Genomic DNA, 16,257 nt, shown 5'->3' on the forward strand with positions numbered 1-16,257 from the left:
GTTGTTCGGGGTTGATTTCAGCCTACGCGGGCTGAAGGCCGATCGCGACGTCCGTCGGGCGCACCGGTGACGGCAGGCTCGTGCGGCCCATCAGGTACTCGTCGACGGCGGCGGCCGCCGCGCGCCCTTCCGCGATCGCCCAGACGATCAGGGACTGGCCACGGCCGGCGTCTCCGGCGACGAACACGCCGGGCGCGGTCGTCTGGTAGTCATCGCCGCGCTCGACGTTGCCGCGGCCCGTGAACACGGTACCCAGCTGCGACTCGAGCTCGGCGCGCTCGGGGCCGGTAAAACCCATCGCGATGAGGATGAGGTCGGCGGGGATCTCGCGCTCGGTGCCGCTGCGGGGCACACGGCGCCCGTCGGGGAGGTACTCCGTCTCGGCGACGCGGAGCGCGCGCACCTCGCCGGCCTCGTTGCCGAGGAACTCGACGGTGGAGGCCAAGAAGCTGCGCTCCCCGCCCTCCTCGTGCGCCGAGGAGACCTCGAACACCGTCGGCGTCATCGGCCACGGCTGGTGGTCCGGGCGGCCCGCCGGGGGCTGCTTGCCGATCGCCAGGTTGGTCACGCTGAGGGCGCCCTGACGGTGCGCCGTGCCGATGCAGTCGGCACCGGTGTCGCCGCCGCCGATGACGATGACGTGCTTGCCCTCGGCGTGGATCTGGTGGGGCACCTGGTCGCCGGCGACGGCCTTGTTGGACTCGACGAGGTACTCCATCGCGAAGTGCACGCCCGCGAGGTCGCGGCCCGGGATCGCGAGTTCGCGAGGCAGCGTGGAGCCGGTCGCGATGACCACCGCGTCGTAGCGGGCCCGCAGCTCGCTCCAGGTGATGTCGGTGCCGATCTCCACACCGGCGCGGAAGCGCGTGCCCTCGTCCTGCATCTGACGCAGCCGCGACTCCAGGTGGCGCTTCTCCATCTTGAAGTCGGGGATGCCGTAGCGCAGCAGGCCGCCGATGCGGTCGTCCCGCTCGTAGACCGCGACGGTGTGACCGGCCCGGGTCAGCTGCTGCGCCGCCGCGAGTCCCGCGGGGCCCGAGCCGACGACGGCGACGGTCTTGCCGGTGAGCCGCGCGGGCGGCTCCGGCTCGACCCAGCCGTTCGCGAACGCCTCGTCGATGACGGAGACCTCGATCTGCTTGATCGTGACCGCGGGCTGGTTGATCCCGAGGACGCAGGCGCTCTCGCACGGCGCCGGGCACAGCCGCCCGGTGAACTCCGGGAAGTTGTTCGTCGCGTGCAGACGCTCGATCGCGGAGCGGCCCTCGCCGCGCCACGTCAGGTCGTTCCACTCCGGGATCAGGTTGCCCAGCGGGCAGCCCTGGTGACAGAACGGGATGCCGCAGTCCATGCAGCGGCCGGCCTGACGACGCAGCACGGCGGAGTCGCCGGGCTCGTAGACCTCTTTCCAGTCCATGATGCGCACGGGAACCGGCCGGCGCGCCGGGAGCTCGCGCTCGGTGGTCTTCAGGAAGCCCTTCGGGTCAGCCACCGGTCACCTCCAGGATGCGGGTCCAGACGACGTCGCCGTCGGGGTCGAGCCCCTCGGCGGCCGCCTCCTGGCGGGTCTGCAGCACCGCGGCGTAGTCGCGCGGCAGGACACGGACGAAGTTCGCGGCCTCGGCCTCGAGATCGTCCAGAAGTGCGGCGCCGAGCGCCGAGTCGGTCTCGGCGACGTGACGCTCGAGCAGGTCGCGGAGGATCTCCACGTCACCGGAGCCCATGTCGAGCAGCTCGAGCTCGCCGGTGGCGAGCGCCTCGCGGTTGACGAGGTCGCGGTCCAGCTTGTAGATGTATGCCGTCCCGCCCGACATCCCGGCGCCGAGGTTGCGCCCCGTCGGACCGAGGATGACGGCCAGACCGCCCGTCATGTACTCGAGCGCGTGGTCGCCCACGCCCTCGACGACGGCGGTGGCGCCCGAGTTGCGCACCAGGAAGCGCTCTCCGACCACGCCGCGCAGGAAGAGCGTGCCCTGCGTGGCGCCGTAGCCGATGACGTTGCCCGCGATGACGTTCTGGGCGGCGTCGAAGCTCGCGCCGCGCGGCGGGCGCACGACGATCTCGCCGCCGGACAGCCCCTTGCCGACGTAGTCGTTCGAGTCGCCCTCCAGCCGCAGGGTGATGCCCGACGGAAGGAACGCGCCGAAGGACTGGCCCGCGGAGCCCGTCAGGTTGATCTCGATGGTGCCGGACGGCAGGCCGTGCTCGCCGTGGGCGAGCGTCACGCGGTTGCCGAGCATCGTGCCGACCGCGCGCTCCGTGTTGCGGATCGGCAGGTCGATCGAGAAGTGACCGCCGTGCACGATGACGTCCTGCGCGCGCTCGATGAGCTGCACGTCGAAGTGCTCGTCCAGTTCGTGGTCCTGGTCGCGGAGGTGGCGACGGGGCACGTCGGGCGCGAACGCCGGGCCCTCGAGGATGGGCGCGAGGTCGAGTCCGCTGGCCTTCCAGTGGTCGATCGCGCCGTTCATGTCCAGCACCTCGGTGCGCCCGACCGCCTCGTCGATGGAGCGGAAGCCGAGCTCCGCGAGGTACTCGCGCACCTCCTGGGCCAGGAACTCCATGAAGTTGACGACGAACTCGGGCTTTCCCGAGAAGCGGCTGCGCAGCACCGGGTTCTGCGTCGCGACGCCGACCGGGCAGGTGTCCAGGTGGCACACCCGCATCATGATGCAGCCCTCGACGACCAGGGCGGTCGTCGCGAAGCCGAACTCCTCGGCGCCCAGCAGCGCCGCGATCACGACGTCGCGGCCGGTCTTGAGCTGACCGTCGGCCTGCACCACGACACGGTCGCGCATGTCGTTGAGCATGAGCGTCTGCTGCGTCTCGGCGAGCCCCAGCTCCCACGGGGTTCCCGCGTGCTTGAGCGAGTTCAACGGGCTCGCGCCCGTACCGCCGTCGTGCCCCGAGACGAGGATGACGTCGGCGAGGGCCTTGGCGGTGCCGGCGGCGACCGCGCCGATGCCGGACTGGCTCACGAGCTTCACGTGCACGCGGGCCTTGGGGTTCGCGCGCTTGACGTCGAAGATGAGCTGCTTGAGGTCTTCGATCGAGTAGATGTCGTGGTGCGGCGGCGGCGAGATGAGCCCGACGCCGGGCGTCCCTCCGCGGGTGCGGGCGATCCAGGGGTACACCTTGCCCGGGGGCAGCTGCCCGCCCTCGCCGGGCTTCGCGCCCTGGGCGAGCTTGATCTGGATGTCGTCCGCGTGCGTGAGGTACATGCTCGTCACGCCGAACCGGCCCGACGCCACCTGCTTGATGGCGCTACGGCGCTCGGGGTCCAGCAGACGGTCGACGTCCTCGCCGCCCTCCCCCGTGTTCGACTTGGCGCCGATCGAGTTCATCGCGATCGCGAGCGTCTCGTGCGCCTCCTTCGAGATCGACCCGTAGCTCATCGCGCCGGTGGAGAACCGCTTCACGATGGAGGACACCGGCTCGACCTCGTCGATCGGCACGGGCGGGCGCACGCCGGTCTTGAGCTTGAACATCCCGCGCAGGGTCTTCAGCTCGGCCGCCTGGTCGTCGACGAGCTTCGTGTACTCGCGGAAGATGTCGTACCGACGGGTCCTGGTCGCGTGCTGCAGCCGGAACACCGTGTCGGGGGTGAACAGGTGGGGCGCGCCGTCCCGGCGCCACTGGTACTCGCCACCGGTCCAGAGGCGCTCGTGCGCGCGGACCGCGCCGTCCTCGGGGTAGGCGTAGTCGTGGCGAGCCTGGTTCTCGGCGGCGATCTCGCGGACGCCGACGCCGCCGAGCTTGGTCTCGGTGCCGGTGAAGTACTTCTCGATGAGCTCCTCCGACAGGCCGACGGCCTCGAAGACCTGCGAGCCCGCGTAGGACGAGACGGTCGAGATGCCCATCTTCGACATGATCTTCAGCACGCCCTTGCCGAGCGCGTAGATGAGGTTCTTGACGGCCTTCTCGGGCGTGATGCCGGTGATGAAGCCGGCGCGGACGAGATACTCGACCGTCTCCATCGCGAGGTAGGGGTTCACCGCCGAGGCCCCATAGCCGATGAGGGTGGCGACGTGGTGCACCTCTCGGACGTCGCCGGCCTCCACGACGAGGCCGACCTTCATCCGGTTCTCCTTGCGGATGAGGTGGTGGTGCACGGCCGACAGCATGAGCAGCGACGGGATCGGCACGAGGTCCTTGTTCGAGTCGCGGTCGCTCAGGATGATGAACTCGGCACCGTCGGCGATCGCGGCATCCACTTCGGCGGAGATCTCGTCGAGGCGACGCTCGAGGGCGTCCTCGCCGTGCTCGAGGTGGTAGAGGCCGCGGATCGTCACGGAGCGCCGTCCGGGCAGGGCTTTGTCGATGTTCTGGAGCTTCGCCAGCTCGTCGTTGTCGATCACCGGGAAGTCGAGCGTGATCGTCCGCGTGTGCTCGGGACCCCACTCGAGGAGGTTGCGCTCGGGGCCGAGGCCCAGGGCGAGCGAGGTGACGACCTCTTCGCGGATCGAGTCCAGCGGCGGGTTGGTGACCTGCGCGAACTGCTGCACGAAGTAGTCGAACAGCAGACGAGGCCGCTTGCTGAGCACGGCGATCGGGGTGTCGGAGCCCATGGCGCCCAGCGGCTCCGCACCGTTCTGGCCCATCGGGGTCAGGAGGATGCGGACCTCCTCCTCCGTGTAGCCGAAGGTGCGCTGGCGGCGCGTGATGGAGGCGATCGGATGCACGATGTGCTCCCGCTCCGGCAGTTCCTTCAGGCGCACGCGGCCGGCGTCCAGCCACTCCTGCCACGGCTGCAGAGCCGCCAGCTCGGCCTTCACCTCGTCGTCCTCGATGATGCGACCCTGCGCGGTGTCCACGACGAACATGCGGCCCGGGCGCAGGCGTCCGCGGCGCTTGATGCGCTCGGGCGCGAAGTCGAGCACACCGGTCTCGCTGCCGATGACGACCAGTCCGTCGGTCGTCTCGGTCCAGCGGCCGGGGCGCAGGCCGTTGCGGTCGAGCGTCGCGCCGACGAGCGTGCCGTCGGTGAAGATGAGCGCGGCCGGGCCGTCCCACGGCTCCATCTGCATGGAGTGGTACTCGTAGAACGCACGCAGATCCGGTGCGATGTCGGCCTGCTTCTCGTAGGCCTCCGGCACCATCATCATGATCGCGTGCGGCAGGCTGCGTCCCGTCAGGGTGAGCAGTTCGAGCACCTCGTCGAAGGATGCCGAGTCGCTCGCGCCCTCGGTGCAGATCGGAAGCAGCGGGCGGATGTCGCCGATCAGCTCGGACTCGAGCTGCGACTGACGTGCGCGCATCCAGTTGCGGTTGGCGCCGACGGTGTTGATCTCGCCGTTGTGGGCCAGCATGCGCAGCGGCTGCGCGAGGGGCCACGACGGGAACGTGTTGGTCGAGTAGCGCGAGTGCACGACCGCCAGTTCGCTCTGGAAGCGCTCGTCCTGCAGGTCGGGGTAGAAGGGCTCGAGCTGGAGCGTCGTGACCATGCCCTTGTAGCCGAGCGTGCGCGCGCTGAGCGACACGAAGTAGGCGTCGTGCTCGCGACGGGCCCGCTTGCGCAGGCGGTAGACGCGCCGGTCGAGCTCGATCCCGCTGAGCGCGGGGGCGTCGCCCACGGCGGGGCGCGACACGAAGAGCTGCTCGAAGTGGGGACGGGCCTCGTAGGCCAGCTTGCCGAGGTGCTCCTGCTCGGTCGGGACGTCGCGCCAGCCGAGCACCGTCAGGCCCTCGGTCTCGGCGATGCGCTCGACGCCCGCCTTGATGTCGGCGCGGGCCGCCTCATCGAGCGGGAGGAACGCCATGCCGGCGGCGTACTCCCCCACCGGCGGCAGGTCGAAGTCGACGACGGCGCGCAGGAACGCGTCGGGCATCTGCGTGAGGATGCCGGCGCCGTCGCCCGTGCCGGCGTCGGAGCCGATCGCGCCGCGGTGCTCGAGGTTGCGCAGCGCCGTCAGCGCCAGCTCGACGATGTCGTGGCCCGGCTCGCCGCGGAGCGTGGCGACCATCGCCAGGCCGCAGGCATCCTTCTCGAAGGCCGGGTTGTACATCCCCTGCTTGGCGGGGAAGCCGGATGCGGGGCGCATCACGGGCTGTTCGTGGGTCTCTTCACGACGGGGGCTCGAAGCCATGGCAACCGTCCTCATGGTCAAACTGATCGGGGACGACGTCGGCCCTGGGCATTCAGCGGAGGTGTGTTCAGCGGAGGAGAAATCGAAGCGTGGCGGGCACCGGGGAGGTGACTGCGGTGCTACTTCGATGCGACGGTGCTTGTGGCTGCGTCCGCGATGGAGCCGGGCGTCGGGGGTGCGCTGACGTCCACGAATTCATCGGTGTTCTGCGATTGTACAGCCCCGCCCCGCTCGCGGCCGCGCATGTACGGCGACGGCTCGAAGCCGGGGTGACGACGCGTCTGCACCACGAAGATGGCCAGACCCACGATGACCCCGAAGATGGCCGCCCACACGTTGGTGCGCAGGCCGAAGAACACCTCGCTCGGGTCGATGCGGATGCTCTCCCAGACGATGCGACCGGCGCTGTACCAGACGAGGTAGATCGCGAACAGACGGCCCCACTGCAGCCGGAAGCGGTGGCCGGCCCACAGGAGGACGAAGACACCCATCGTGTTCCAGATGACCTCGTAGAGGAACGTCGGGTGGAACAGCGTGCCCGCGGGCAGGCCGACCGGCCAGGCCGCGTTCGGGTAGTCGATCTGCAGGCCCCACGGGAGGTCGGTGGGCAGGCCGTACAGCTCCTGGTTGAACCAGTTGCCGAAGCGTCCCATCGCCTGCGCGAGCAGCAGCCCCGGGGCCAGGGCGTCGGCGAAGGTCCAGAAGCGGATGCCGGTCCACTTGCAGCCCAGCCACGCACCGATGGCGCCGCCGATGAGGGCGCCGAAGATGGCGATGCCCCCGTCCCAGACGTTCCAGATCGCGTCGCGGACGAAGGGGTTCCACCAGTCGCGGCCCTGCTCGAAGTAGAAGCCCCAGTGGGTGACGACGTGGAAGGCGCGCGCCCCGACGATCGCCAGCGGCACGGCCAGCAGGCAGATGTCGATGACGACCCACGCCTCGGCTCCGCGCTTGGTCAGCCGGTGGTTGGTCATGAACGCCGCGACGACGATCCCCGCGAGGATGCACAGGGCGTAGAAGTGGATCGTCAGCGGGCCGATCTGGAAGGAGCTGATCGACGGGCTCGGGATGCTGGCGACGACGGAGGCGGAGGAAAGCACGAGGGGCAGTCTACTTCGCCGTCGGGATCGTCACGTGTCGCCGCGACGGCTCAGGAGCCGGTGCCGCCCGTGAGCGCGCGGGTCTCGGCGGCGAGGGCCGCCACGCCGCCGTCGCGGAGGGCACGGACCAGAGCCGTCCCGACGATGGCGCCGTCGGCGTACTCCAGCACTCCGGCGACCTGTTCGGCGGTCGAGATGCCGATTCCGACGCAGGCGTGCTCGACGCCGAAACCGCGGAGACGGGCCACGAGGGTGCGGGCGGCGGCATCCAGTTCTGCGCGCTCCCCCGTGATGCCCATCGTGGAGACGGTGTAGACGAAGCCGGTGGAGGCCTCTGCGATCATCCGCAACCGCTCGTCGGTGGAGGTCGGTGCGGCGAGGAAGACGCGGTCCAGTCCGGTGCGCTCCGAGGCGGCGATCCAGTCGGGTGCGGCGTCGGGGGTGATGTCGGGGGTGATCAGGCCGGCTCCCCCCGCCGCGGCGAGCTCGTCGGCGAACCGGTCCACGCCGTACTGCAGCACCGGGTTCCAGTAGGTCATCACGAGGATGGGCACGTCGACGCGCGCGGCGATGGCGCGGACGGCCGTGAAGGTGTCCCGCAGCCGGAAACCGCCGGCGAGGGCCGCCTGCGTGGCCTCCTGGATGATGAGCCCGTCCATCACGGGGTCGGAGTAGGGCGGCCCCAGCTCGAGGATGTCGGCGCCGTTGTCGGCCAGGGCGACGGCGGCGTCGATGCTCGTCTGGAGGTCGGGGAACCCGAGCGGCAGGTAACCGACGAACGCCCCCCGCCCTTCGGCCTTCGCGGCGTCGATCGCCGCGGCCACGCGCGAGGTCACTGCGCGGCCCCCTCGTCGTAGAGCCCGAACCAGCGGGCGGCGGTGTCCATGTCCTTGTCGCCGCGGCCGGAGAGGCTGACGGCGATGATGGCGTCCGGGCCCAGCTCGCGGCCCAGGCGCAACGCGCCCGCGAGGGCGTGGGCGGACTCGATCGCCGGGATGATGCCCTCGGTGCGCGAGAGCAGGCGCAAGGCGTCCATGGCCTCGGCATCGGTGGCGGGGATGTACTCGGCGCGGCCGATGTCGGCGAGCCACGCGTGCTCCGGCCCGACACCCGGATAGTCCAGGCCCGCCGAGATCGAGTGCGACTCGACGGTCTGGCCGTCCTCGTCCTGCAGCACGTAGGTCTTCGCGCCGTGGAGCACACCGGGCCGTCCGCGCTCGATGGATGCCGCGTGCTTCGGGGTGTCGACGCCGTCGCCGGCCGCCTCCACGCCGTACAGCTTCACCTTCTCGTCGTCGAGGAACGCGTCGAACATGCCGATCGCGTTCGAGCCGCCGCCGACGCACGCGACGACGGCGTCGGGCAGGCGCCCGGTCTCGTCGAGGAGCTGGGCGCGCGCCTCCTCGGAGATGATCTTCTGGAAGTCCCGCACCATGGCCGGGAACGGGTGGGGCCCCGCCGCGGTGCCGAAGATGTAGTTGGTCGTCTCGACCGATGCCACCCAGTCGCGGTACGCCTCGTTGATCGCGTCCTTGAGCGTGCGCGACCCGGTCGTGACGGGGATGACCTCGGCGCCGAGAAGACGCATGCGGGCCACGTTCAGTGCCTGGCGCTCGGTGTCGACCTCGCCCATGTACACCGTGCACTCGAAGCCGAACAGCGCGGCGGCCGTCGCGGTCGCGACACCGTGCTGGCCGGCGCCGGTCTCGGCGATGACGCGCTTCTTGCCGAGCCGTTTGGTCAGCAGAGCCTGCCCGATGACGTTGTTGATCTTGTGCGAGCCGGTGTGGTTGAGATCCTCGCGCTTGAGGAAGATCCGCGCGCCGCCCGCGTGCTCGGCGAAACGGGGCACCTCGGTCAGCGCCGACGGGCGCCCCGCGTACGAGTGCAGCAGGCTCTCGAACTCCGCCTGGAACGCGGGGTCGGCCTTGGCCGACTCGTACTCCGCGGTCAGCTCGTCGATCGCGGCGATGAGCGATTCGGGCATGAATCGACCGCCGAAGTCGCCGAAGAACGGTCCGTGCTGGTCACGCAGGCTCATGATCCGGCCTCCAGGAAGGCATGCAGGGTGGTGACGGGGTCGTTCGTGACGAGCGCCTCCCCCACCAGGACGACGTCGGCGCCGCCGGCGCGGTAGTGCGCGACGTCGGCGGGGGCGAGCACCGCGGACTCGGCGATCTTCACGGCATCCGCCGGGAAGTGCTCGGCGAGCGAGCCGAACAGGTCGCGGTCCAGCTCGAAGGTGGACAGGTTGCGGGCGTTCACGCCGATGAGCTTCGCGCCCAGGTCGGCCGCGCGCTCCAGCTCCTCGCGGGAATGCGTCTCGACGAGCGGCGTCATGCCGAGCTGGAGCACCAGCTCGTGCAGTCGGCTCAGCAGCGGCTGCTCGAGGGCGGCGACGATCAGCAGCACCAGGTCGGCGCCGGACGCACGTGCCTCCAGCACCTGGTACGGCGTCGCGATGAAGTCCTTGCGCAGGACGGGCACGCCGACGCGTCCCTTCACCGCCTCGAGGTCGGCGAGGGAGCCCTTGAATCTGCGCGCCTCGGTCAGCACGGAGATCGCCGAGGCTCCGCCCTCCTCGTACAGCGCGGCCTGGAGGGCGGGATCGGGGATCGCCGCGAGATCGCCGCGGGACGGGCTCGCGCGTTTGACCTCGGCGATGATCTTCACCCGGTCGGCGGGGGCGAGGGCGGCGAGGGCGTCGAGCGCGGGGGCCTGTGCGAGGGCGTCACGCTCGACATCGCGAAGAGGACGTGCGTCCTCCCGCGACCGGGCATCTTCCACCGCACCGGCCGTCAGGCCATCGAGCATGTCAGTGCTGCTTCGGGGCGTACTTCGGGCCCTTGGCGCCGTAGCCGGCCTTCGCCATGCCCCAGCCGACGAGCGCGCCGACGATGAGCAGGCCCACCGAGGCCCAGACCAGGATCGGCATGTCGAACCAGTAGAAGACCGTGCCGAGCGTCACGGCGAGCAGCATGATGACCACAGCCGTCCAGGCGGCGGGCGAGTGTCCGTGGCCGGGGTCGTCGATGCTGTTGCTCATGATGCTCCTCGGAGTGATTCGGGGGTTCTCCGCCAGTCTAGCGGGCGGTGGGATCGTCGCCGTGCGACAGGTCGTCCCAGGAGTCGATCGCGTCGTAGGGGCGGGACGCCGCCGTCGCGGACGGCGCGGCGGCTCCCGCGCCGGTCCCGCCGTCGGTGCGGTAGCGGCGGCCGCTGCGGCGCCAGAGGTGCGCCGTCGCGATCGTCAGCGCGCCCCCGGCCACGATGAGCACCCCCGCCACGACGGTCAGCCAGGGCCACGGCGTGGCGGTGACGGACGTCACGAGGCCGGCGATCGCGGCCGTACCCGACAGGCCCGTCGACGTCGTGACCGCGGCGGCGACCGCATCCAGCGGCTGCTCGATCGCGATGCGGGCGGCGGCGACCGTCAGCGTGCCGCCGATGAGGAGGGCGAGCGCGCCGAACGCATACCGCAGCGCGCGGCCCACCACCGTCAGCGCGAGTCCCAGCGCGAGGGCCGCCAGACTCAGCGGTGCCAGCATCGTGAACGCCTTCGCCCCCGCCACCTGCAGGGCCGCGGTCGCGCCCGCGTCGAGGGTCACGTCGAGCCAGGTCTGGGTCGACGAGATGATCGCCAGCGCTCCGCCGGCGATGATCGCCAGCACCGCAAAGCTGCGCGCACGTGCCGTCACGACGCGTCGCCGCCGGAATCGAGGGGCGCCCAGGCGACGACGGGCGACAGGTCGTCGGCGTCGAAACAGGTGTGGTCACCGGTGTGGCAGGCCGCGCCGATCTGCTCGACGGCGATCAGCAGGGTGTCGCCGTCGCAGTCCAGCCTCGCGCCGCGGACGTACTGCGCGTGTCCGGAGGTGTCGCCCTTGCGCCAGTACTCCTGGCGGGACCGCGACCAGAACGTCACGCGGCCCTCCGTCAGCGTGCGGCGCAGCGCCTCGGCATCCATCCACCCGAGCATGAGCACCTCGCCGGTGTCGTGCTGCTGGATGATCGCCGGGACGAGCCCGTCGTCGTTGAAGGCGACGCGGCCGATGCGGGGATCGTCGACGGCGGTCATCGGCGCACCTCGATGCCGTCCGCGCTCAGCGCGTCCTTGACCTCGCCGATCGTCAGCTGGCCGGAGTGGAACACGGATGCCGCGAGCACGGCATCGGCTCCGGCGTGCACGGCCGGGGCGAAGTGGTCGACGCTGCCGGCGCCGCCGGAGGCGATCACCGGCACCGACGACAGCTCGCGCATGAGCCCGACCAGCTCGAGGTCGAAGCCGTCCTTGGTGCCGTCGGCGTCGATCGAGTTGACGAGCAGCTCGCCGGCGCCGCGGTCGATGGCCTCACGGGCCCAGTCGAGGGCGTCGAGGCTCGTGGCCGTGCGTCCGCCGTGGGTCGTCACGACGAACCCGGAGCGGGTGCCGGGTGCGCGCTTCACATCGAGCGAGAGCACGAGCACCTGGGCGCCGAAGCGGTCGGCGATCTCGCCGACGAGGTCGGGGCGCGCGATGGCCGCGGAGTTCACGCCGACCTTGTCGGCACCGACGGCGAGCAGGCGCGCGACGTCGTCGGCGCTGCGCACGCCCCCACCCACGGTGAGCGGGATGAAGACCTCTTCGGCCGTGCGTCGCACGACGTCGTACGTCGTCGCCCGGTCATCCACCGTCGCGGTCACGTCGAGGAACGTCAGCTCGTCGGCGCCCTGGGCGAAGTAGAGCGCGGCCAGCTCGACCGGGTCGCCCATGTCGCGCAGGTTCTCGAAGTTCACGCCCTTCACGACGCGGCCGGCGGCCACGTCGAGGCACGGGATCACCCGTCGTGCGAGCGACATGTCAGAGCCTCGCGTTGTGGATCGGCGTCACCAGGATGGCGCGGGCGCCGATGGCGTAGAGCGCGTCCATGACCTGATTGACCGTCGTGCGCGGGCTCATCACGCGCACCGCCACCCACTCCGGGTCGCGCAGCGGCGAGATGGTGGGCGACTCGATGCCGGGTGCGATCGCCACCGCGTCGTCGACCAGCGACGCGGGTAGGTCGTAGTCGATGAGCACGTAGCGACGCGCGACCATGACGCCGCGCAGGCGCCGCAGCAGGGTCTCGGTGCCCTCGGCCTCGGTGGGAGCCCCGATGAGCACGGCCTCCGACTGCAGGAGCACCGGTCCGAAGATCTCCAGGCCCGCCTGCTTCAGCGTCGTGCCGGTGGAGACCACGTCCGCGACGGCATCCGCCACGCCGAGCTGCACCGCCGACTCGACCGCACCGTCCAGCGGCACGAGGTCGACGGCGACGCCCTGCTCGTCGAGGAAGCCGTCGACGAGGCCCGGGTAGGCCGTCGCGACCCGCAGGCCCTCGAGGTCGGTCACCGCGGTGAAGCGTCCGGGAGGGCCGGCGAAGCGGAACGTCGAGCCGCCGAAGCCGAGCTGCTCGATCTCACGTGCCCCCGGCATCCGGGCGTCGAGGAGCAGGTCGCGGCCGGTGATGCCGACATCGAGGGCGCCGGAGCCGACGTAGGTCGCGATGTCCTTCGGACGCAGGTAGAAGAACTCGACCTCGTTGATCGGGTCGATGACATGGAGATCCTTGGGGTCGCGACGGCCGGTGTATCCGGCCTCCGCGAGCATCTCGGCGGCGGTGTCGGCGAGCGACCCCTTGTTCGGCACGGCGATGCGCAGCATGGGTGAAGGGCTTTCGGTAGCGGGACGAGCAGAGGCGGGAGCGCGCTCAGAGATGTCGGTACACGTCGTCGAGGGTGAGGCCCTTGGCCAGCATGAGCACCTGCAGGTGGTACAGCAGCTGGGAGATCTCCTCGGCCGTCTCGTCGTCGGACTGGTACTCCGCGGCCATCCACACCTCGGCGGCCTCTTCGACGATCTTCTTCCCGATGGCGTGCACGCCGCGGTCGAGCTGCGCGACCGTGCCGGAACCCTCGGGACGGGTCTCGGCGGTCGTCGTCAGCTCCGCGAACAGGGCGTCGAACGTCTTCACCCTGACAGGCTACCGGTCCGCGCCGGGGGCGAGCGCCGTCCGGGCGGCCGGCGGGCGGGTCAGTGCCGGTGGTGATCGGCGGCGAGGCGACGCAGGGCGGCGATCGCGCGGTCCGGCTCCCCCGCGCCGAAGACGGCCGAGCCGGCGACGAACGTGTCGGCGCCGGCCTCGGCGGCCTGGGCGATCGTCGACTCCGAGATGCCCCCGTCGACCTGCAGCCACACCTGCGAGCCGCGCCGACGGGCCTCGTCGTGCAGTCGCGCCAGCTTGGGCATCTGGTCGGCCATGAACGACTGTCCGCCGAAGCCGGGCTCCACGGTCATGACGAGGATCTGGTCGAACTCGTCGAGCACGTCGAAGAGCCCCTCGACCGCTGTCGCGGGCTTCACCGCCACGCCGGCGCGGGCACCGATCGCGCGCAGGCGGCGCGCGAGGGCCACGGGATCGGTCGCGGCCTCGAGGTGGAAGGTGACCGATGCCGCACCCAGCTCGGCATAGCCGGGAGCCCAGCGGTCGACGTCCGAGATCATGAGGTGCACGTCCAGCGGCACCGGGCTCGTCGCCTGGATGCGCTCGACCATCTGCGGCCCGAACGTCAGGTTCGGCACGAAGTGGTTGTCCATCACGTCGACGTGGACGAAGTCGGCGGTCCCGATACGGGCCAGCTCCGACTGCATGTTCACGAAGTCGGCGGCCAGGATGCTGGGGTTGATGCGGATGTCGCCGGTCACGGCACCACCCTAGCCGCCGCCGACGGGCCCGCCGGGCCGCTCAGCGCTTGCGCAGCAGCGAGATGGACATGGCATCGGTGCCGTGACGGTGCGGCCACAGCTGCGCGCGCCCGGACCCGTCCGCGGGTGCGGCGAGATCGATCGGTGCGTCGGAGATCCCCGCGACGACGGCACGCGCATCGATCTCCTCGATGGTGTCGCCGTGGGTGCGCAGGGCGTCGGCGACGACCGCGGCGGTCTCGGCCAGGTGCGGCGAGCAGGTGACGTAGGCGACGATGCCGTCCGGGCGGAGTGCCGCGATCGCGGCATCCAGCAGTTCGGTCTGGAGCGCGGCGAGCTCGGGGACGTCGGCGGGCTGCTTGCGCCAGCGCGCCTCGGGACGACGGCGCAGGGCGCCCAGGCCGGTGCAGGGGGCATCGACGAGGATGCGGTCGTAGCGTCCGCGGGCGGCCCGTGTGCGACCGTCCTCCTCCGACACCGGAACCTCCAGCGGTACCGCCGCGACCGAGTCGCGCACGAGCGGCGCGCGAGCCGGCGACAGCTCGTTCGCCTCCAGCTCCGCGCCGTGGGCGAGCGCCTCCGCCGCGAGCACCGCCGTCTTGCCCCCCGGCGCGGCACACAGGTCCAGCCAGCGCTCGCCGGGTGCCACCGGGAGGGCGCGGGAAAGGGCGAGCGCCGCCAGCTGGGATCCCTCGTCCTGCACGCGGACCAGGCCCCCGGATGCCGTGACCAGCGCCCCCGGATCGCCCCCGGCGGAGCGGAACCCGAGCGGCGAGTACGGCGTCGGCGCGGCGTCGGCGGGCCGGTGCGCCAGTCCGGGGAGAGCGGCGAGGGTGACCACCGGCGCCGCATTGTCGGCGGTGAGGAGCGCTTCGAGCTCGTCGGCGCGGCTTTCCGCGGCCAGGGCGCGGCGGAAGGCGCGGATCACCCACACCGGATGCGCGTAGCGGAGGGCGAGGCGCTCGTCGTCCGACCGCGCCCCCGCCGCGAGACGCTCGTCCCACTCGTCCGGCGTCCGCTCGCTGACGCGACGCAGCACCGCGTTCGCGAAGCCCGCCGCCGACGCGCCGACGGCTTTGCGTACCTGGCGCACGGTCTCGTTGACGGCCGCGTGCGCGGGCGTGCGCATCGCCAGCAGCTGATGGACCCCCAGCAGCAGAGCGTCGCGCACGGCGGGGTCGATGTCGGCGACCGGGCGACGTGCGGCATCCGCGATGATCGCGTCGTAGGTGCCCTCGCGGCGCAGCGTGCCGTAGGTCAGCTCGGTGGCCAGTCCGGCGTCGGGGCCGGTGAGCCCGGCCCGCGTGATCGCACGCGGCAGCAGGAGGTTGGCGTACGCGTCGGAGTCGTGCACGGCGCGCAGCACGTCGTAGGCCACCCAGCGCGGCGACCCGCTCACGAGGCCGCCTCCCCCGACGACGGCAGCTCGATGCGCGGGTCGTCGACCCGCACGCCGCGCCACCAGTCCCCCGCCGCCATCGCGCTCTTGCCGGCCGGCTGGACGGTCTTCAGGACCACGCTGGTGCCGCCGCCGGCACCGAGCAGGATGTCGCGGCCCGAGGCGCTCACCACGCCCGGCTCCAGCCCCGCATCCGGCCCGCGGTGCGCCGCGAGGATCTTCAGCCGCGCGCCGTCGAAGCTCACATGCGCCCCGGGCTCGGGCGTCGTGCCGCGGAAACGGTCCAGCACGACGTCGGCGGGAGCCGTGAGGTCGAGGGCGCCATCGGCGATGGACAGCTTCGGAGCGAGCGTGGCCGTCCCCGTCTGCGGCGTCGCGCGCGCGGTTCCGGCCGCGATCTCGTCGACGACGCGCACGAGCAGCTCGGCGCCGGCGTCGGCCAGCTCGGTGAGCACCTCCCCCGCGGTCGCGCCGCGGGGGACGTCGTAGCGCACCTCTGCGAACACGTCACCCGCATCCAGGGCGGCGACGAGCTGGAACACGCTCGCGCCCGTGGTCCGGTCCCCCGCGATGAGCGCGTGCTGCACCGGGGCTGCGCCCCGCCAGCGCGGCAGGAGGGAGAAGTGCAGGTTGATCCACCCGTGCTTCGGCATCGACAGCAGCGGTTCCCGCACGAGGCCGCCGTAGGCCACGATGACGCCGAGATCGGGCGCGAGGGCGTCGATCGCGGCGCTCGCCGCGGCGTCGAGGCGGTCGGCCTTGACGATCGGCACCCCCAGGTCCGCTGCCGCCGCGGCCACCGCGGACGGCGTCAGCACCCGCTTGCGACCGAGGGGCGCGTCGCTGCGGGTGACGACCCCGACGAGATCGTGAGCGGATGCCGCGACCGCCCGCAGGGACGGGACGGCGGGCGCCGGTGTGCCGGCGAAGACGATGCGCATGGGATAC

General features: G+C 71.6%; 15 protein-coding genes. All 15 read right to left on the reverse strand.

Annotated elements, in window-relative coordinates; translation table 11 throughout:
- Positions 1–22: 22 nt before the first annotated feature.
- On the reverse strand, positions 23–1,492 hold the full coding sequence (locus KY498_RS01675) for a glutamate synthase subunit beta (protein ID WP_060958630.1): 1,470 nt from the start codon (positions 1,490–1,492) through the stop codon (positions 23–25).
- On the reverse strand, positions 1,485–6,086 hold the full coding sequence (gene gltB, locus KY498_RS01680; RefSeq protein ID WP_061781741.1) for a glutamate synthase large subunit: 4,602 nt from the start codon (positions 6,084–6,086) through the stop codon (positions 1,485–1,487). Before gltB ends, KY498_RS01675 begins: the two co-directional genes overlap by 8 nt.
- Before the next feature lie 119 nt (positions 6,087–6,205).
- Positions 6,206–7,186, reverse strand: coding sequence for a prolipoprotein diacylglyceryl transferase (gene lgt / locus KY498_RS01685; protein ID WP_060958628.1), 981 nt, complete (start codon positions 7,184–7,186; stop codon positions 6,206–6,208).
- Between the two features lie 50 nt (positions 7,187–7,236).
- A complete protein-coding gene (trpA, locus tag KY498_RS01690) occupies positions 7,237–8,022 on the reverse strand; it encodes a tryptophan synthase subunit alpha (protein ID WP_060958627.1) in 786 nt (261 codons plus the stop codon).
- Complete coding sequence (gene trpB / locus KY498_RS01695) at positions 8,019–9,227, reverse strand: tryptophan synthase subunit beta (protein WP_060958626.1); 1,209 nt, start codon at positions 9,225–9,227, stop codon at positions 8,019–8,021. The genes trpA and trpB overlap by 4 nt, the downstream gene beginning before the upstream one ends.
- Entirely contained in the window at positions 9,224–10,000 is a 777-nt protein-coding gene (gene trpC / locus KY498_RS01700; RefSeq protein WP_060958625.1) for an indole-3-glycerol phosphate synthase TrpC, read from the reverse strand. The genes trpB and trpC overlap by 4 nt, the downstream gene beginning before the upstream one ends.
- 1 nt (position 10,001) lies before the next feature.
- Positions 10,002–10,232 (reverse strand): DUF6704 family protein, encoded by a 231-nt coding sequence (locus KY498_RS01705; RefSeq protein WP_060958624.1) that lies wholly within the window; start codon positions 10,230–10,232, stop codon positions 10,002–10,004.
- 37 nt (positions 10,233–10,269) lie between these two features.
- Entirely contained in the window at positions 10,270–10,884 is a 615-nt protein-coding gene (locus KY498_RS01710; protein ID WP_191008638.1) for a Trp biosynthesis-associated membrane protein, read from the reverse strand.
- Positions 10,881–11,264 (reverse strand): phosphoribosyl-AMP cyclohydrolase, encoded by a 384-nt coding sequence (hisI, locus tag KY498_RS01715; RefSeq protein WP_060958622.1) that lies wholly within the window; start codon positions 11,262–11,264, stop codon positions 10,881–10,883. Before hisI ends, KY498_RS01710 begins: the two co-directional genes overlap by 4 nt.
- Positions 11,261–12,025, reverse strand: coding sequence for an imidazole glycerol phosphate synthase subunit HisF (gene hisF / locus KY498_RS01720; RefSeq protein ID WP_060958621.1), 765 nt, complete (start codon positions 12,023–12,025; stop codon positions 11,261–11,263). The genes hisI and hisF overlap by 4 nt, the downstream gene beginning before the upstream one ends.
- A 1-nt stretch (position 12,026) precedes the next feature.
- Complete coding sequence (hisG, locus tag KY498_RS01725; RefSeq protein WP_061781743.1) at positions 12,027–12,869, reverse strand: ATP phosphoribosyltransferase; 843 nt, start codon at positions 12,867–12,869, stop codon at positions 12,027–12,029.
- 46 nt (positions 12,870–12,915) lie between these two features.
- Positions 12,916–13,179 carry a phosphoribosyl-ATP diphosphatase gene (locus KY498_RS01730; RefSeq protein WP_060958619.1) on the reverse strand — a complete coding sequence of 88 codons (264 nt, stop codon included), beginning with the start codon at positions 13,177–13,179 and terminating at the stop codon, positions 12,916–12,918.
- 59 nt (positions 13,180–13,238) lie between these two features.
- Positions 13,239–13,856 (reverse strand): ribulose-phosphate 3-epimerase, encoded by a 618-nt coding sequence (rpe, locus tag KY498_RS01735; RefSeq protein ID WP_232784062.1) that lies wholly within the window; start codon positions 13,854–13,856, stop codon positions 13,239–13,241.
- Between the two features lie 94 nt (positions 13,857–13,950).
- Positions 13,951–15,309, reverse strand: coding sequence for an RsmB/NOP family class I SAM-dependent RNA methyltransferase (locus KY498_RS01740; protein WP_191008637.1), 1,359 nt, complete (start codon positions 15,307–15,309; stop codon positions 13,951–13,953).
- Positions 15,306–16,250, reverse strand: coding sequence for a methionyl-tRNA formyltransferase (gene fmt / locus KY498_RS01745; RefSeq protein WP_191008636.1), 945 nt, complete (start codon positions 16,248–16,250; stop codon positions 15,306–15,308). The genes KY498_RS01740 and fmt overlap by 4 nt, the downstream gene beginning before the upstream one ends.
- Positions 16,251–16,257 lie beyond the last annotated feature (7 nt).

Source organism: Microbacterium sp. PAMC21962 (genome assembly GCF_019443465.1).
Classification (GTDB): domain Bacteria; phylum Actinomycetota; class Actinomycetes; order Actinomycetales; family Microbacteriaceae; genus Microbacterium; species Microbacterium hominis.